Origin of the sequence: Streptomyces sp. AcH 505 (assembly GCF_000818175.1) — a bacterium.
GTDB lineage: Bacteria > Actinomycetota > Actinomycetes > Streptomycetales > Streptomycetaceae > Streptomyces.
This window is the reverse complement of the sequence record NZ_JTIY01000002.1, coordinates 199,326-216,016: the sequence shown is the minus strand read 5'-3', so window position 1 is coordinate 216,016 and position 16,691 is coordinate 199,326. Positions and strand designations below refer to the sequence as shown.

At 70.5% G+C, this 16,691-nt stretch carries 15 protein-coding genes and 1 pseudogene; 6 read left to right on the top strand and 10 right to left on the bottom strand.

Annotated elements, in window-relative coordinates; translation table 11 throughout:
- Positions 1 to 45 precede the first annotated feature (45 nt).
- The 5 genes from HY68_RS31095 to HY68_RS31075 form a co-directional block, all read right to left on the bottom strand.
- The gene (locus tag HY68_RS31095) at positions 46 to 738 is read right to left on the bottom strand and encodes a phenylalanine--tRNA ligase beta subunit-related protein (RefSeq protein WP_041998099.1); all 693 of its coding nucleotides are present in this window, start codon (positions 736 to 738) and stop codon (positions 46 to 48) included.
- Between the two features lie 20 nt (positions 739 to 758).
- On the bottom strand, positions 759 to 1,364 hold the full coding sequence (locus HY68_RS31090) for a transglutaminase family protein (protein WP_041998098.1): 606 nt from the start codon (positions 1,362 to 1,364) through the stop codon (positions 759 to 761).
- An 81-nt stretch (positions 1,365 to 1,445) separates the two neighbouring features.
- A complete protein-coding gene (locus HY68_RS31085; RefSeq protein WP_041998097.1) occupies positions 1,446 to 2,534 on the bottom strand; it encodes a low specificity L-threonine aldolase in 1,089 nt (362 codons plus the stop codon).
- On the bottom strand, positions 2,513 to 3,301 hold the full coding sequence (locus tag HY68_RS31080) for an SDR family NAD(P)-dependent oxidoreductase (protein WP_041998094.1): 789 nt from the start codon (positions 3,299 to 3,301) through the stop codon (positions 2,513 to 2,515). The genes HY68_RS31085 and HY68_RS31080 overlap by 22 nt, the downstream gene beginning before the upstream one ends.
- A 32-nt stretch (positions 3,302 to 3,333) precedes the next feature.
- The gene (locus HY68_RS31075) at positions 3,334 to 4,743 is read right to left on the bottom strand and encodes a DUF6421 family protein (protein WP_041998092.1); all 1,410 of its coding nucleotides are present in this window, start codon (positions 4,741 to 4,743) and stop codon (positions 3,334 to 3,336) included.
- 237 nt (positions 4,744 to 4,980) lie between these two features.
- Here HY68_RS31075 and HY68_RS31070 point away from each other — a divergent pair, with 237 nt between their 5' ends.
- Positions 4,981 to 5,664, top strand: a complete 684-nt coding sequence (locus HY68_RS31070; protein WP_078864034.1) for a glycerophosphodiester phosphodiesterase family protein — start codon at positions 4,981 to 4,983, stop codon at positions 5,662 to 5,664.
- Positions 5,665 to 5,682: 18 nt separating this feature from the next.
- Here HY68_RS31070 and HY68_RS31065 read toward each other — a convergent pair whose 3' ends face one another.
- From HY68_RS31065 to HY68_RS31045, 5 genes are all read right to left on the bottom strand, one after another.
- Complete coding sequence (locus HY68_RS31065) at positions 5,683 to 6,231, bottom strand: GNAT family N-acetyltransferase (protein WP_041998089.1); 549 nt, start codon at positions 6,229 to 6,231, stop codon at positions 5,683 to 5,685.
- A gap of 161 nt (positions 6,232 to 6,392) precedes the next feature.
- Positions 6,393 to 7,256 (bottom strand): NAD(P)-dependent oxidoreductase, encoded by an 864-nt coding sequence (locus tag HY68_RS31060; RefSeq protein WP_041998088.1) that lies wholly within the window; start codon positions 7,254 to 7,256, stop codon positions 6,393 to 6,395.
- Positions 7,256 to 8,134 (bottom strand): carbohydrate ABC transporter permease, encoded by an 879-nt coding sequence (locus tag HY68_RS31055; protein WP_078864033.1) that lies wholly within the window; start codon positions 8,132 to 8,134, stop codon positions 7,256 to 7,258. Before HY68_RS31055 ends, HY68_RS31060 begins: the two co-directional genes overlap by 1 nt.
- Entirely contained in the window at positions 8,131 to 9,102 is a 972-nt protein-coding gene (locus HY68_RS31050) for a sugar ABC transporter permease (protein WP_241778815.1), read from the bottom strand. Before HY68_RS31050 ends, HY68_RS31055 begins: the two co-directional genes overlap by 4 nt.
- The gene (locus tag HY68_RS31045) at positions 9,099 to 10,487 is read right to left on the bottom strand and encodes an extracellular solute-binding protein (protein ID WP_078864032.1); all 1,389 of its coding nucleotides are present in this window, start codon (positions 10,485 to 10,487) and stop codon (positions 9,099 to 9,101) included. The genes HY68_RS31050 and HY68_RS31045 overlap by 4 nt, the downstream gene beginning before the upstream one ends.
- Before the next feature lie 157 nt (positions 10,488 to 10,644).
- On the opposite strand from HY68_RS31045, the gene HY68_RS31040 reads away from it, so the two are divergent.
- The 5 genes and pseudogenes from HY68_RS31040 to HY68_RS45710 form a co-directional block, all read left to right on the top strand.
- Positions 10,645 to 11,430, top strand: a complete 786-nt coding sequence (locus tag HY68_RS31040; RefSeq protein ID WP_042000292.1) for an IclR family transcriptional regulator — start codon at positions 10,645 to 10,647, stop codon at positions 11,428 to 11,430.
- 104 nt (positions 11,431 to 11,534) lie between these two features.
- Positions 11,535 to 12,821 carry an enolase C-terminal domain-like protein gene (locus HY68_RS31035; RefSeq protein ID WP_041998085.1) on the top strand — a complete coding sequence of 429 codons (1,287 nt, stop codon included), beginning with the start codon at positions 11,535 to 11,537 and terminating at the stop codon, positions 12,819 to 12,821.
- Positions 12,818 to 13,477 (top strand): ThuA domain-containing protein, encoded by a 660-nt coding sequence (locus tag HY68_RS31030; RefSeq protein ID WP_041998083.1) that lies wholly within the window; start codon positions 12,818 to 12,820, stop codon positions 13,475 to 13,477. The genes HY68_RS31035 and HY68_RS31030 overlap by 4 nt, the downstream gene beginning before the upstream one ends.
- Positions 13,462 to 14,541: a Gfo/Idh/MocA family oxidoreductase gene (locus tag HY68_RS31025; protein WP_041998081.1), complete on the top strand. Its 1,080-nt coding sequence runs from the start codon at positions 13,462 to 13,464 to the stop codon at positions 14,539 to 14,541. The genes HY68_RS31030 and HY68_RS31025 overlap by 16 nt, the downstream gene beginning before the upstream one ends.
- A gap of 231 nt (positions 14,542 to 14,772) precedes the next feature.
- A pseudogene (locus HY68_RS45710) lies at positions 14,773 to 16,691 on the top strand (alpha-mannosidase); the annotation flags it as partial.

Genomic DNA, 16,691 nt, shown 5'->3' with positions numbered 1-16,691 from the left:
CCGACGCGGGCGCGCCCGCGTCGGCGTCGGCGCACCGCGCTGTCCTCAGCGCACGGGGTGCACGGTGATCCGCGCTGCGGGGCTCAGCTTCCGCAGCCACTCGGCGAGTTCGGCGCCCGCCGCTTCGAGTTCGTCCGGTGCCAGCGGCGCCAGCCCCTCCAGCAGGAAGAGCGCGTCGGTCGACGTCCCGGTGAGCCGGGTGCGGGTGCCCTGGCGCCAGTTCCAGCGCCGGCAGGTGACGCCTTCCTCGTCGCGCCAGACGACCTCGCCCGGCTCGGGGTGCTCCACCGCCGGCTCACCGCCCGCCGCCGTGGCGAACGGCTCGTCGCCGGTGGCCCGTACGAGCCGCATGGGGCCGACGACGCACGCGGTGTCCTCGCCGCCGACCGGGATCAGCCGGGCGACGCTGATCGCGTTGTAGAGGTCGACGAGCAGATTGATCCGGGGCAGCCCGGCGTCGGACAGCGCGCGCTTGGCCAGCGCCTCCGCGGAGTTGCGGGTGCGGGACGGCTTCGCACCGAAGGCGCTGTACGCCGCACGCCACGCCGCCATGTGCGGGTCCTCGTGGGGCGCGCGCCCGTCGAGCCGCACGGTGAGCCGCCGGACCGCCTCGTCCAGCAGGGCCGAACTGTCGGCGTTGCTGGGGCCGTTCACCAGGCCGTGGGCCTCGACGGCGAGATGGCTGAAGCCGGGGACGAGGGTGCGTACCTCGTCCGAGACGATGAGGGTCTGGCTCATGACGGGTGCGCGCCTCGGCTTCACAGGGCGGACGGCAGCGTCCGCCAGAGATGGGGCCGGTCGACGGCGGAGCGCAGGGCGTTCAGCACGACCGGGTGCGGTGCAGGATAGAGTACCGGATAGTCCATCTCGTTACACTTGGGCCGTACGGTCCAGGCAAGCCGCTCGCCGTCCACCGAGAACCGCGCGTCCACGCCGGGTTTGTTGCCGCGCGGATCCTGCCGGTGCCACCCCGCCCCCTCGCGTCCTGGCAGCCGGACGGCCACCAGACCGTGCAGCACCGGGCTGGTCCCGTCGTCGTCGGCGAGACGCTGGTAGCAGAGGGCGGCGGGGACGGCGCGCGCCCGCAGCAGGGCGGTCAGGGCGTGGGCCTTGGCGAAGCAACTGCCGGTGCGCTCCCGCAGCACGTCCGACGCGCGCCAGGTGACGCGCGGGTCGCCGGTGTCGGCCGAGTGCGGAACGGTGTCACGGACGAACGTGAAGGCCGCCTCGGCGTATGCGTATGCGTCACCGCCGGCATGGCCGAGGCGGGCCGCCGTCTCGCGCACCAGGGGGTGGTCATGGTCGATGACCTCGTCGGCGGCCAGATAGGCCGCGACGTCGGGGACCTGCTGGATCAGCCGCATACCCGCCGACACTAATCGGCGGGCCGACCGGAATCAATGAATTTCCGGTCGACCGCATACATATGCGGCAGGCGGCGGCTCCTAGCGGGCCATCTCTTCCTTGAGCGCCTGGACGAAGCTGTCGATGTCGTCCTCGGTGGTGTCGAACGCGCACATCCAGCGGACGTCGCCCGCCGCCTCGTCCCAGAAGTAGAACCGGAAGCGCTGCTGCAGCCGGACGCTGACGTCGTGCGGCAGCCGGGCGAAGACGCCGTTGGCCTGGACGGGGTACAGCAGCTCCACGCCGGCCACGTCCCGTACCCCGGCGGCCAGCCGCTGCGCCATCGCGTTGCTGTGCCGGGCGTTGCGCAGCCACAGGTCGCCCGCCAGCAGTGCCTCCAGCTGTACGGAGACGAAGCGCATCTTGGACGCCAGCTGCATGGACAGCTTGCGCAGGTACTTCATCGCGTGCGCCGACTCCGGGTCGAGGACCACGACGGCCTCGCCGAAGAGCATGCCGTTCTTGGTGCCCCCGAAGGAGACGATGTCCACGCCGACGGCGTTGGTGAAGGCCCGCATCGGTACGTCGAGCGAGGCCGCGGCGTTGGCTATCCGGGCCCCGTCCAGATGGACCTTCATCCCGAGGCCGTGGGCGTGTTCGCAGATGGCCCTGATCTCGGCCGGTGTGTAGAGCGTCCCCAGCTCGGTGCTCTGCGTGATCGAGACGACCTGCGGCCTGGCCCGGTGCTCGTCGTCCCAGCCGAACGCCTGCCGGTCGATCAGCTCGGGGGTGAGCTTGCCGTCCGGGGTCGGTACGGTCAGCAGCTTGAGCCCGGCGACCTTCTCCGGCGCGGCGCACTCGTCGGTGTTGATGTGCGCCGACTCGGCGCACACCACCGCGCCCCAGCGGTCGGTGACCGCCTGGAGCGCGACGACGTTCGATCCCGTGCCGTTGAAGACGGGGTACGCCTCGGCCGTCGGGCCGAAGTGGCTGTGCATGACGCGCTGGAGGTGGCCGGTGTAGTCGTCCTCGCCGTACGAGACCTGGTGGCCGCCGTTGGCCAGGGCCAGGGCCGCCAGGATCTCCGGGTGGGCTCCCGCGTAGTTGTCGCTGGCGAAGCCGCGCGACGCGGGGTCGTGGTGGCGGCGGGCGTCCGTCGCTGCGGACCTCACGGCTTGGGAGTCAGCCACAGGCGGGTTCCATTCACTTCCCTGGCGGGCCGGTCCCAGACACCGGCGATGGCGTCTGCCAGGTCGGTGACGTCGGTGAAGCCCGCGAACTTCGCGTCCGGGCGCTCGGCGCGCATCGCGTCGTGCACCAGTGCCTTGATCACCAGGATCGCAGCAGCGGTGCGCGGGCCTTCCTCGCCCCCCGCCTTGCGGAAGGAGTCGGCCAGGGCCAGCGTCCAGGCCTCGGCCGCCGCCTTCGAAGCGGCGTACGCGGCGTTCCCCGCCGTGGGCTTGGTCGCGCCGGCGGCGCTGATCAGCAGGAACCTGCCGCGGTCGGAGCGCAGCAGCGCGTCGTGGAAAGCCAGGGAGGTGTGCTGGACCGTTCGGATCAGCAGCTTCTCCAGCAGGTCCCAGTCGGCCAGGTCGGTCCCGGTGAAGGAGCGCCCGCCGCGCCAGCCGCCGACGAGATGGACCAGGCCGTCGATCCGGCCGTGCTCCTCCTCGATGCCGGCCGCCCACGCCTTGGTGGCGTCCAGGTCGAGCAGGTCGACGGTGGACCCGGTGACGCGCGCACCGTCGTGCTTCGCGTGGGCCGCCTCGACGGCCTCGGCCAGCCGTTCGGGGTCGGCGTCGGCGCCGACCACGGTCGCACCCGCCCCCGCCAGCCGCAGCAGCGCCGCCCGGCCCGCGGGGCCCGCCGCACCTGCCACGGCGATCACGGCCCCGTCGAGTCCGCCCGCCACCTCGCCGGTTCCGTCCTTCGCCGTGCTCGTCGGCGTTGTCGTCATCCGTACTGCCTCCCGCTCGTCACCGACAGGGCTCACGCGGCTGCCCGCTCGACGCCCGGTCCGGCGCCCGTGGCCGTGATGCCCTTGGTCGAGGCGATCACATTCTTCAGCTTCTTGGCGAGCGCCTCGTAGAACATGCTGAGCGGAAACTCGTCGGGAAGCACGTCGTCGACGAGCTTGCGGGGCAGCTGGGACAGGTCCAGCGCTTCGGGGCCCTTGGCCCAGCGGGAACCCGGGTGCGGCGAAAGGTACGTCGAGACCAGGTCGTACGCGGCGAGCCAGTGCACCAGCTTGGGGCGGTCGATGCCGGCCCGGTACAGCTCCTCGATCTCACCGCAGAGCTGGTTGGTGACCTTCGGGACCTCGTCCCAGTCGATCCGCAGGCTGTTGTCCGTCCAGCGCACCACGTCGTGCTTGTGGAGGTAGGCGAAGAGGAGCTGGCCGCCGAGACCGTCGTAGTTGCGGTTGCGCGCGCCGGTGACGGGGAAGCGGAACAGCCGGTCGAAGAGCATCGCGATCTGCACGTCGTGGCCCTGCGGGACGCCGTCGGCCTCCAGCTTCACGGCCTCGCGGAACGCGGTGAGGTCGCAGCGCAGCTCCTCCAGGCCGTACATCCAGAACGGCTGGCGCTGCTTGATCATGAAGGGGTCGAACGGCAGGTCACCGTGGCTGTGCGTGCGGTCGTGGATCATGTCCCAGAGCACGAAGGCCTGCTGGCAGCGGTCCTGGTCACGCAGCATGTCGCGGACGTCGTCGGGCAGTTCGACATGGAGCAGGTCGACGGCCGCCTCGGTGACGCGGCGGAAGCGGGCGGCCTCGCGGTCGCAGAAGATACCGCCCCAGCTGAACCGCTCGGGGGCCTCGCGCACGGCGATGGTCTCGGGGAAGAACACCGCGGAGTTCGTGTCGTACCCCGGGGTGAAGTCCTCGAAGGTGATGCCGCAGAACAGCGGGTTGTCGTAGCGGGTGCGCTCCAGCTCGGCCAGCCAGTCGGGCCAGACCATCCGCAGCACGACCGCTTCGAGGTTGCGGTCCGGGTTGCCGTTCTGCGTGTACATGGGGAAGACGGCGAGGTGCTGCAGCCCGTCGGCCCGGTGCGCGGCCGGCTGGAAGGCCAGCAGCGAGTCCAGGAAGTCCGGTACGTCGAAGGCACTGTCGGCCCAGCGGCGCAGATCCGCGACGAGCGCCGCGTGGTAGTCCGCGTCGTGCGGGAGGAGCGGCGAAAGCTGCTCGACGGCCGAGATGACCCGGTCCAGCGTCGCCTCGACGGCGATACGGGCCGGTGCGCCCTCGGCGTCGAAGTCGATGGAGCCGTCCTTGGACTGCCAGGGCCTGATCTCCTCGACGGCGTTCTTGAGCGCGGGCCAGGCCGGGTGATCGATCACCCGCATGTCGTTGGATATTGCGTCCTGGGCGGCCTGCTGCTCAAGAATTTTCGTCATGTCACTTCCTCCACGGGAGAAACTTGCGTTGTCGCCGTTAAGAGAGCGTATAGGCGCCTCTTCCGTCCAGACAAGTCGGGCAGGGTAAATTCTCCTGTCAAACCTGGGTCGCGGCCGTTGTTTTTCCTGTCACGCGCCGTCGGCACAGACATCCCGATTACCGACCGTTAGGCTTCCGCAGTGCCGCGTAGGCACCGGTGCCGCGCGGGAGCCGCCGTCGAAGGAAGCGAGACGATCTTGACTTTCCTCACCATCGGTCATCGTGGAGTGATGGGCGTCGAGCCCGAGAACACCCTGCGCTCGTTCGTTCGCGCGCAGGAAGCGGGGATGGACGCCGTCGAACTCGATCTGCATCTGAGCAAGGACGGCGCGCTCGTCGTGATGCACGACGCGGAAGTGGACCGCACGACCGACGGGTCGGGGGCGATCGCCGACCGGACACTCGCCGAGCTGCGGGAGCTCGACGCGGGCAAGGGTGAGCGGGTGCCGGTCTTCGAGGAGGTCCTGGACGCGGTGCGCTCGCCGCTGCAGGCGGAGATCAAGGACGTGGCGGCGGCGCGCGCGCTGGCCGAGGTGATGCACCGGCGCGGCCTGACGGAGCGGGTGGAGGTGTCCTCGTTCCACGACGAGGCGGTGGCCGAGATCGCCTCGCTGGTGCCCGGGGTGCGCACGGTGCTGATCGCCAGCCGCTGGGAGCCCGACGTGGTGGACAGGGCCACGGCGGTGGGCGCCGCCTCGCTGGCCCTGAACATCCGCAGGCTCACGCTGGAGGTCGTGGAGCGGGCGCACGCGGAGGGGCTGCGGGTCGTCGGCTGGGTGGTGAACACCCAGGACCAGCTGCGGCTGGCCAGGGCGTTCGAGCTGGACGCCGTGACCACCGACTTCCCGGAGATCCGGCGCACCGGCCGCTTCACGGCCTGAGCGCGGGCCGGGGCAGCGTCAGACGAGCGGCTTGACCAGCAGCTCGAACGTGAGGTCGGGGCGCTGCGGAACGCCGTAGCGCTCGTCGCCGTACGGGAAGGGCGTGAGCTTTCCCGTACGGCGGTAGCCGCGCCGCTCGTACCAGGCGATCAGTTCCTCGCGCAGGGTGATGACCGTCATCTGCATCTCCCGCACCCCCCAGGTCTCGCAGGCGATGCGCTCGGCGTCGGCGATGATCCGCCGGCCGAGCCCGTCGCCCTGCAGCCCGGGGCGCACCGCGAACATCCCGAAGTAGGCGGCGGGGGCGCGGTGTTCGAGCTGGCAGCAGGCGATCAGCTCGCCGTCGCGCTCCACGGCGAGCATGCGGCTGCCCGGGGCCTCGATCACGTCGAGCACGCCCTGCGGGTCGGTCCGCTGCCCGTCGATGAGGTCGGCCTCCGTGGTCCAGCCGGTGCGGCTGGTGTCACCGCGGTAGGCGGACTCGACGAGGGCGACGATCGCGTCGGTGTCGGCCGTGGTGGCGTCCCGGTAGGTCAGTTCGCCCGCACGGCGCGAAGCGGTGTCCATCGTGCGCGTTCTCCGTATCTCGGTCGGCTGAAACGCCCGCAGCCTAACGCGGGCGTTCCGGCCATGGCCTCCGGGTCGCGCGCACCGTACCCGAAGCGATATGCGCCGTCACCGTACGGAGCCGTCCGGCCGCGCAGGGCGACATGTCCGTGTCTGTGCGCTCAGGGCTCCTCGGTGGGGGGCGGGGTGCCGGTGCGCCAGCTGTGCCGGGGCACGAAACCGAGCGTGCTCGTGCAGGCGCCGATGTCGAACAGCCCGGCGTGACCGGCCAGTTCGGCGAAGGCCGGCACTCCGGGGTGGTACCGCGCCATGAGCGTGGCCGTCGGCACGGCGGACGAGGTGTCCGGAGCCACGACGTTGAGGACGTGGCATCCCTCGATCTCCGCCTCCAGGGCGCGGCGGAGCGCCTCGGCCGCGTCCCTGGTGTCCAGCCAGCCCCACAACTCGGCGCGGTTGGAACCGGGATCGGCGCGCACGTTGTCGAGCTGGATCCGCAGCCGTTCGCCTGCCCCGACGAAGGGGAAGCGCATACAGACGATGTCGGTGCCGTAGCGGCGGTGCGTGGCGCGCGCCACCTCCTCCAGGACCACCTTCGACAGACCGTAGGGGTCCTGGACCAGGATCGGGTGCTCCTCGTCCAGCGGCACGTACTGCGGCGACTGCGGTACGGGCGACCAGGCGAGGCCGACGGCGGAGAGGCTGGAGGCCGCCACCACCCGGCCGACCCCGGCGCGCCCCGCCTCGTCCAGCACCCGGTGCGCGGTGAGGCAGTTGGTGGCGAACAGGGCGCTGGGGTCGGGGCCGTTGGGGTGCGGGATGGCCCCCAGGTGGACGACGGCCTCGGCGCCGTCCATCGCCTTGCGCACCAGTTCTGGATCCTGGAGGTCGCCGGTGTGCACCCGCTCGGCGCGCGGCTCGTCGACCGGTACGAGATCGGTGGCGACGACCTCGTGGCCGTGCGCCAGCAGATCGTCCAGCACGTAGCGCCCGATATGGCCGGCCGCGCCGGTGACCAGCACCCGCATCAGCCCTTCACCGCCCCGACGAGACCGTTCACGAAGTACCTCTGGAGACTCAGGAAGAGCACGATCACCGGGATCACCACGATCAGCGCGCCCGCCATCAGATTGTTGTAGTGTGGCACGCTTTCCGACGACAACGTCTGCAGCCCCAGCGGCAGGGTGAAGGTGGACGGGTCGTTCAGCGAGACCCGGGTGAGCAGGTACTCGTTCCACGTCGGGATCGCGGTCAGCAGGGCCACGGTGATCAACGCGGGCCGGGCCAGCGGCAGATAGACCCCGGTGAAGATCCGCAGCTCGCTCGCGCCGTCGACGCGCGCCGAGTCCCGCAGCTCGCTCGGCACGGCGAGGAACGCCCCGGTCATCAGCAGGATGGACAGCGGGGCGCCGCCGTTGACGAACGGCAGGACGAGCCCGAAGTACGTGCCGAGGATGCCCAGTTTGTTCTCCAGCATCACGATCGGCAGCATCACCGTGACACCGGGCACGAACAGCAGTGAGACGAAGAGCTTCTGCAGCGCGCCCCTGCCGGGGAAGCGCAGTACGGCGAAGGCGTAGCCGGCCGCCGAGTACACCACCACCGTCAGGACGACGGTGTAGACCGTGACCAGCAGGCTGTTCATGAAGAAGTCGAAGAAGTGCAGCTTGTTCCAGGTGTCGACCAGGGTGTCGAACGTCGGGTTCTGCGGGATCAGATGACCGCCGCGCACCACCTCGACCTGGTCCTTGAAGGCCGCGGACACCATCCACAGGAACGGGTACACACTGACGAGTCCGTAGAGGCCGAGCAGGACGCCCACCACGGTACGGGCGATCAGCCGGCGCCTGCGGGCCCTGGCGTCGTCCGGTGTGACGGGGCGTGCCTTGACCGATATCGATGTCATGTCTTGCTCCGCAGCGCTCGCAGATTGATCAGGGCGAGGATCAGCGCGACGGCGAAGAGGATCCAGCCGAGCGCGCTGGAGAGCCCCAGCGTGGGTGAGAGGTTCTTGAGGAACGCGAGGCGGTACGCCTCAAGACCCAGCACGTTGGTGTGGTCCCCCGGGCCGCCGTTGGTCATGACCAGGAAGGTCTGGAACCCCTGCAGCGACTCCCGCAGGTTGAGCAGGACGACGATGGCGGTGATCGGCCTCAGCAGCGGCCACACCACGGAGGCGTTGGTGCGCCACCAGCCGGCGCCGTCGAGCTGGGCCGCCTCCAGCACGCTGCGGTCGATGCCCTGAAGACCCGTCAGGTACAGCAGCATCGACACGGGCACCGAACTCCACACCGTCACCACGATGATGGTGGGCAGCGCGGTGTGCGGATTGCCGAGCCAGCCCTGCGGCTGGGCGAGCGAGCCGAGTCCGAGTCCGTCGAGCAGTGTGTTGATCGCGCCGTCCGGCTGGAGGATGTACTGCCAGGCGAAGAAGACGGCGATGCCGGTGGTCACGTACGGCACGAAGTACACCGAACGCAGCACGGACTGCATCCGCTTGGCCTGGTTGAGCAGGACGGCGAGCGGAAAGGACACCGCGACGGTCAGGGTCGGCACGGCGACCATGACCCAGAGGGTGTTGAGCGCCGCGTGCCGCACCCGGGGGGCGTAGATCGGGTCCCGCCACAGCAGGTCGGCGTAGTTGTCGAGGCCGACCCAGGTCCAGTCGGGGGTGAATCCGTTCCAGGTGGCGAAGCTGAGGGCGAAGCCGTAGCCCACGGTGTAGACGCCCATGACGAGGAACAGGACAACGGCGGGGGCGACGAACAGATACCCGGACAGTGCTTCGTACCGGCGCGCGCGGCGGCGCGGCGACGTGTCGCCTGCGCCGCCGCCCGCCGTGTCCGGCACGGTGGTGCGGACGGCCGTCGTCACCGCAGGGCCGCCCAGTAGGAGTCGATGAGCTTGCTGAGCTTCTGGCCCGTCGTCCCGACGGACTGCTGCTTCAGCGGGGTGAGGTCGGCGAGGATCGCGCCCGCGTCGTCCTGCTCGTAGCCCGAGGGGCGGAAGTCCACGTCGGGGCTGGGGTTGTAGGTGTTCTCGGGCGTGCCCTTGAAGCTGGCGACCAGGGCGCTGAGCGTCGGGCCGAGCAACGCCTCCGAGTCGGCGCCGAGTTCGGTCGCGGGCAGGTCGGCGGAGTCCTTGGCGAACTGGGCGGCGACCTTCTCGCCGGACAGGAACTCCATCCACTTCTTGGCGTTCTCGGGCTGCTTGCTGGTCCCGGCGACGCTCAGTCCCGTCAGGGCCTGCGGGCCGAGTGCGCGCTGGGGCACCGCGCCGTCCTTGGGCGAGGGCAGTCCGAACGCGATGACGTCGTCGGGGTTCATGCCGTTCTGCTTGAGGAAGGCGAGGGTGAAGGTGCCGCCCACGTCGAACGCCGACTTGCCCTGGGCGAAGGCCTGGTCGCCCTCGTCGATGGTGAGGGTCTGGGTGCCCGGCATCCAGTACGGCGTGAGCTGGTCGTAGAGGCCGAGGACCTTGGTGCCGTTGGGCGAGGCGAAGTCGGTGCTCTTGTCCTGCTTGAACAGCGCCTCGTACGGCTGCTGTCCGAGCTGGGCGAAGGCGAGCGGCTGGAGGATCCAGGTCAGCCCGGTCGCCTGGACCTTGAGGCCGAGCGAGATGCCGCCCTTCTTCGGGTCCTTGGCCGTGGTCTTCTTCAGCATGTCCAGCCACTCCTCCCAGCTGGCGGGAGGCTTGGTGAATCCGGCGTCGGCCAGCATCTTCTTGTTGGCGAAGACGATGCCGAAGGTGCCGGCGGTGAACGGCACGCTGTAGCGGGCGCCGTTCTTGATCCCGTGGTCCTTGGCGGAGGTGGGCTGCGAGGCCTTGAAGCGGGCGTCGGTCACCAGGCCCGAGTTCTGCACCGCGTCCTGCATACGGCCGGCCCAGGCGCCCTTGAAGTCGCCCTTGATGTCGCTGACGACTCCCGCCGCGCCCAGCACCCGGTCCTCACCGTCGGAGTGGACCTCCAGCACGTCGGGCAGGTCCCCGGTCTTGGCGGCGCTCTGCACCTTGGTGGTGTAGGCGTCGTCCGGGGTGTACGCGTCGATCTTGACCGTGATGCCGGTCTGCTTCTTGAACTGGGCGGCGGCGGTCCGCAGCGCCGCCACGTGCGACTGCTTGAAGGTCCACATCTCCAGCGACTTCGAGTCGCTGCCGGAGCCTCCTGAACCGCCGCAGGCGGAGAGGGTGGTCAGTGAGAGTGCCGTAACCGCGGCGACCGCCGCGAACCTGGCATTCCGCGTAAAAGGTATGCGCATGGCCCCTACCTAGGAATCAAGCGTTCAGAAGACCGAATGACGTTGGAGTGACTGAACTTATGGTCGTAGTGATATAGCGTCAAGACGCACGTCGAGAATCGTGCTGACCGGTCGCCGAGGGGCGCCCGGTACGAGAAGCGGAGGTTCCGTGGAATCGGTGGCAGCAGCAGCGCGTGGGCGCAAGCCGGAAGAGGTCAAGTCCGCCGCCCGGGTGCTTGAGGTGCTCGAACTGCTCGGGGAGAACGGTGCCCGGCTCTCGCTCGCCGAGATGGCGTCGGCGATGGCGGTGCCGAAGAGCAGCCTGCACGCGATCCTCCGCACCATGGAGGCCAGGCGCTGGGTGGACCTGGACGGCACCGGCACCCGCTACAGCCTGGGCCTCAAGGCCCTGCTGACGGGGACCGCCTATTTGGAGGGCGACGACGTCACGAGCCTCGCGGGCCCGGTGCTCGACGCGCTCGCCGAGGAGACAGGCGAGTCGGTCCACCTGGGCAGGCTCGACGGCACGGACGTCGTCTACCTGGCCAAACGCGAGTCACGGCACGCCCTGCGGATGTACTCCGCGGTGGGCAGACGGCTGCCGGCGCACGCCACGGCGCTGGGCAAGGCGATGCTCTCCCAGTACGAGGCGGCCGAGGTGCGGATGCGGCTCAACTGGCCACTGGAGCGGCTCACCCCCGACACCGTGACCGATCCGGACGAACTGCTCGCGCAGCTCGCCGACGCCCGGCTGCGCGGCTGGGCGTCCGACGACGGGGAGAACTCCGTCGACATCCGGTGCGTGGCCGTCGCGCTCGGTACCGGACACGGCGGCGGCGACGCGATCAGCTGCTCGGTGCCCAAGGTCCGGATGGACGACGCGCGCGCCGAGGAGATCGCCGGCGCCGTCACCGAGGCCGCACACTCGCTACGGACCCTCCTCAAACGGCTCGGTCAGCACTGAAGACCCGGCGACCCTTATTTGGTAGAGTCGTTGACAAATTGATCTCGCCCTCCGTACGTTCGGATAGCAGTACAACATCCTGCTATCTGTACGCTGGAGTTCGCATGGCTCAGCCTGATGCCCGCTCCGACGTTCTCGCCCCAGCTCCCTGGGTCGAGGAACGCGGCGCCAAGATCCGCATCACGGCCGTACGCACGTTCCTGACAGCCCCGCACGGCTGTCCCCATCTCATCGTCCGCGTCGAGACCAACGAACCCGGGCTCTACGGTCTGGGGTGTGCGAGCGATCCGCAGCGCACCCTCGCCGTCCGCTCGGTCCTCGACGACTATCTCGCTCCGATGCTGGTCGGGCGCGATCCCGACGACATCGAGGACATCCACCGGCTGATGCTCAACAGCGCCTACTGGCGCGGCGGTTCGCTGACCGGCAACGCGCTCGGCGGGGTCGATGTCGCGCTGTGGGACCTCAAGGCGAAGCGCCTCGGCGCTCCCCTCTACTCGCTGTTCGGCGGCCGGGTCAGAAGCCGCGCCGACGCGTACACGCATGTCGACGGCGCCGAAGCGGCCGAGATCGCCGACAAGGTCACGGCGGCGCGGGAGCTGGGCTACCGCCATGTCCGCGTCCAGGCGGCGGTCCCCGGCTCCGACACGTACGGCACGAAGGCGGCGGGCGGCGCCGACCCCCGGGCGGCGCGGCTGCGTTCGGTGCCCTGGGACTCCGCCGCCTATCTGCGGACCGTGCCGCGGATCCTGACCGAGGTACGCGCCCTCGTCGGTGACGAGGTGGAGCTGCTGCACGATGTCCACGAACGGCTCGACCCGCGCCAGGCGCGTGACTTCCTGCGCCGGGTCGAGGACGCGGGGCTGTACTTCGTGGAGGATCTGCTCGCCCCCGAGGACGCGGCCCACTTCGCGGGGCTGCGTGCCCATTCGCCCGTGCCGCTGGCCGTCGGTGAACTCTTCAGCGACATCGGCCAGTTCCTGCCGCTGCTCGAAGGGCCCGCCATCGACTTCGCGCGGATCCGGGTACCGACCCTGGGCGGTCTGACCCCCGCCCGCAAGCTCGCCGTCCTGTGCGAGCTGCGCGGTGTCCGGCTGGCCCCGCACGGCCCCGCCGATGTCAGCCCCGTCGCGCAGGCCGCCACGATCGCCATGGACATCAGCAGCCACGCCTTCGGCGTCCAGGAGGCGGCGGTCTTCCGGCCGCCGGTGCACGAGGTGTTCCCCGGCACGATCACCGCCGCAGGCGGGAGCCTGGCACCATCCGAGACCCCCGGCCACGGCGTCGACTTCGACGAGGCCGCCGCCCGCCGTCATCCCGTGCCCGAGCCGCTGGAGCACGACCGCTGGGCCATGCTGCGCAACACCGATGGGAGCGTGCAACGACCGTGACGACCGACACCCGACGGGCACTCGTCGTCCGTGGCGGCTGGGCGGGACACTCGCCCGTCGAGACCACGGACCTCTTCCTGCCCTTCCTGCGCGACAGCGGCTACGCCGTGGAGGTCGCCGACACCCTCGACGTCTACACCGAAGCGGCGCTGCTCGCCGCGACCGATCTCGTCGTCCAGTGCTGGACCATGGGCGAGATCAGCAAGGAGCAGGTCGCGGGGCTCACCGCGGCCGTCAGGGCCGGCACCGGATTCGCGGGCTGGCACGGCGGGATCGTGGACGCCTTCCGCGGCAGTGTCGACTACACGCTGCTCACCGGCGGCCAGTTCCTGATGCATCCGCACGGCTACTCCGACCACCGGATCACCCTCGTCGAGGACCGCGCCGGGCATCCGGTGCTCGCCGGGCTCGGCGACTTCGACGTGCACACCGAGAAGTACTGGATGGCCACCGACCCGTCCATCGACGTGCTGGCGACGGTGGAGTTCGAGGCCGGCGAGGACCGCGAGCGGCCGGTCACCATGCCGGCCGTCTGGACCAGGACCTCGGGCGCCGGGCGGGTCTTCGTCTCCGCCATCGGCCACAAACCGGACGACTTCGACGTGCCCGAGGTGCGGGCACTCACCGAGAGGGGACTGCTGTGGGCGAGCCGTTGAGGATCGGGATGGTCGGCGCCGGCAAGATCAGCGGCGCCTATCTGGACACCCTGGAGCGGCTGGAGAACGTGACGCTGACCGCCGTCACCGATCTGAACGCCGAGCGCGCCGCGGCCGTCGCCGAACGGGTGCCGGGGGTCGCCGTCGTCGGCTCGGTCGCCGACCTCGTCGTACGGGACGACGTGGACGCGGTGCTCAACCTGACCATCCCCGCCGTGCACGCGGAGGTCGCCAGGGCGGCTCTCGCCGCGGGCAAGCACGTGTACGGCGAGAAGCCGCTCACCGCCGACCTGGCCGAGGCCGGCGAACTGCTCGCCACCGCCGGGGCGGCCGGGCTGCGGGTCGGCTGCGCGCCCGACACCGTCCTCGGCACGGGCGTGCAGACGGCGCGCAAGGCGGTCGACGACGGTCTGATCGGCACGCCCGTCGCCGCGATGGCGTTCATGACCACACCGGGCCACGAGGCGTGGCACCCGGACCCGGAGTTCTACTACCGGCCGGGCGGCGGGCCGTTGCTCGACATGGGCCCGTACTACGTCTCGGCCCTCGTCCAGTTGCTGGGCCCCGTCGTCAAGGTCACCGGCGCCTCCTCCCGGCCGCGCGCCGAGCGGCAGATCGGCAGCGGCCCACGGGCCGGTGAGCGGTTCGCGGTGGAGATCGACACCCATGTCACCGGCGTGCTCCACCACGCTGGCGGCCAACTCAGCACGCTGGTCATGAGTTTCGACATCGCCAAGGCCCGGCTGCCGCGTATCGAGGTGCACGGCACGGACGCGTCCCTCTCGGTGCCCGATCCCAACAACTTCGACGGCGCCGTCGAGTTGTTCAGGACCGGCGGCGACTGGGAGACCCTGCCCGTCTCGGCCGGCTATGCCGGAGGCGGGCGCGGCACCGGCCTCGCCGACCTGGCCGACGCGCTCGCCGAAGGGCGCCCGCACCGGGCGTCGGGCGAGGTGGCCCGTCATGTCCTCGATGTGATGCTGACGCTGCTCGACTCGGCGAAGGAAGGCAGGACACTCGACATCGGGAGTACCTGCGCCAGGCCGGAGCCCGTCACCTGGTAGCGGTATTTCTGGCTGGAACGGCGGGGAGGCGGCGGCCTCTCCGCCGTTCTTTGTCCGCCAAATGCCAAGCAAATTACTTTACGAGAGGGTCGCAATTTGGAATTTAAATCGCCTGACAATTCATTGACCTGGCCCGTTCCACCTGGCAGAAGAAGGGTTCCAGCTCAGACGTTGACTTGATAACACTCTTGGTTTTACATGGCGGTCACAGGCTGGACAGGAGGGCCGCCCATGCATGACCGCAGTAAGCAGGGAGAGGCGCGGACCGCGCATTTCCTCGCGGACCGTTTGCGTCCCGCGCTGTACACCGGGCGGCTGCCGATGGATGTCACCGCCTGGCACATCCCCGGCGAGCCTGTCCCCGTCGGGGTCGCGCTGCGCGCCGAGTACCGGCCGTTCGTCGTCGGCGACGCCTGGGGCGGGCCCTGGTCGACCAGCTGGTTCCGGCTCGACTGCGAGATACCGGCGCGCTGGGCGGGCCGCCGGGTCGAGGCGGTCATCGACCTCGGAGACGGCGCCGAAGGCCTCGTCCACGACGAGCACGGCACTCCGCTGCAAGGGCTCCACGCGGCCAACAGGGCCGTCACGCTGTCCACTTCGGCGAGCGGCGGCGAGCAGGTACGGCTGCTCGTCGAGGCCGCCGCCAATCCCCCGATCGACGCTGACTCCGGCGCGGGCAGCCACTACGGCGACCCGCTCACCGCGGGCGACGAACCGCTGTACCGGCTGGTCCGCGCCGACCTCGCGGTGCGCGACGAGGACATCTGGCAGCTCATCCACGACCTCGACGTACTGGACGGGCTGATGCGGGCGCTGCCGGAGCGCACTCCGCGCCGGCACGAGATCCTGCGGGCCCTGGAACACGCCGTCGATGTCGTGAACCCGCGTGACATCGCCGGTACGGCCGGGCGCGCCCGCGCGGTGCTCGCCCCCGTACTGGCCCGCCGCGCCCACGAGTCGGCGCACACCGTGACCGCCGTGGGCCACGCGCATCTCGACTCGGCGTGGCTGTGGCCGATGCGGGAGACCGTACGCAGGAGCGCCCGCACCTTCAGCACCGTCGCCACCCTCGCCGAGGAGTACCCGGAGCTGACGTTCGCCGCTTCGTCGGCGCAGCAGTACGCCTGGATGAAGGACCACCATCCGCATGTCTTCGAGCGGGTGCGCAAGGCCGTCGCCGACGGCAACTGGGCGCCGGTCGGCGGGATGTGGGTGGAGCCGGACGTCAATCTGCCCGGCGGCGAGGCGCTGGCCCGGCAGTTCGTCTACGGGCGGCGCTTCCACCGGGAGGAGCTGGGGGTCGAGACCGACGGGGTCTGGCTGCCCGACTCCCCCGGAATGACCGCCGCCTTCCCGCAGTTGGCGCTGCTCGCCGGGGCGCGCTGGTTCCTCGCGCACAAGCTCGCCGAGAACGACACCAACGCCATGCCGCATCACACCTTCTGGTGGGAGGGGATCGACGGCAGCCGGATCTTCAGCCATTTCCCGCCGGCCGACGAGCATAGTTCCGCCCTCTCCGGCAGTGAACTGGCCGACGCCGTGGACGCGTTCGCCGACAAGGGCGGTGCGACCCGCTCGCTGATGCCGTTCGGCGCCGCGGGCGGCGGCGGTCCGACCAGGGACATGCTGGAGCGGGCCCGCAGGCTCGCGGATCTCGAAGGCTCGCCGCGGGTCGAGATCCAGCACCCGGCGCACTTCTTCCGCGCGGCCACCGAGGAGTACGGGGACGCGCCGGTGTGGCGGGGTGAGCTGTATCTGGAGAGCCACCGCGGCGGCTACACCAGTCAGGCGCGCTCGAAGCGGGGCAACCGCCGGGCCGAATCGCTGCTCCGCGAGGCGGAGTTGTGGTCGGCCACGGCAGCCGTACGGGGCGGTGTGCCGTACCCGTACGAGGAACTCGAAACGCTCTGGAAGCGGGTGCTGCTCCACCAGAGCCACGACATCCTGCCGGGCGGCTCGATCGCCTGGGTGCACCAGGAGGCCGAGCAGGCATACCGCGACATCCACCGCCGGCTCGACCAGCTCGTCCGGCGCGCCGTCGGCACACCCGGCACCGGCTCCGGCAGTGACACGGCCGTCTTCAACGCGGGTCCGCTGGCCCGCAGGGAGGTCGTCGTTCTCGAAGCCGGCCTGCCGGCCGAAGGCGGCCA

Excerpts from the sequence above, each read along its gene's own strand:
- HY68_RS31080 (WP_041998094.1), bottom strand. The coding sequence starts at position 3,301 with ATGACGACAACGCCGACGAGCACGGCGAAGGACGGAACCGGCGAGGTG.
- HY68_RS31090 (WP_041998098.1), bottom strand. The coding sequence starts at position 1,364 with ATGCGGCTGATCCAGCAGGTCCCCGACGTCGCGGCCTATCTGGCCGCC.
- HY68_RS31075 (WP_041998092.1), bottom strand. The coding sequence starts at position 4,743 with ATGACGAAAATTCTTGAGCAGCAGGCCGCCCAGGACGCAATATCCAAC.
- HY68_RS31065 (WP_041998089.1), bottom strand. The coding sequence starts at position 6,231 with ATGGACACCGCTTCGCGCCGTGCGGGCGAACTGACCTACCGGGACGCC.
- HY68_RS31035 (WP_041998085.1), top strand. The coding sequence starts at position 11,535 with ATGGCTCAGCCTGATGCCCGCTCCGACGTTCTCGCCCCAGCTCCCTGG.
- HY68_RS31055 (WP_078864033.1), bottom strand. The coding sequence starts at position 8,134 with ATGACATCGATATCGGTCAAGGCACGCCCCGTCACACCGGACGACGCC.
- HY68_RS31060 (WP_041998088.1), bottom strand. The coding sequence starts at position 7,256 with ATGCGGGTGCTGGTCACCGGCGCGGCCGGCCATATCGGGCGCTACGTG.
- HY68_RS31095 (WP_041998099.1), bottom strand. The coding sequence starts at position 738 with ATGAGCCAGACCCTCATCGTCTCGGACGAGGTACGCACCCTCGTCCCC.
- HY68_RS31045 (WP_078864032.1), bottom strand. The coding sequence starts at position 10,487 with ATGCGCATACCTTTTACGCGGAATGCCAGGTTCGCGGCGGTCGCCGCG.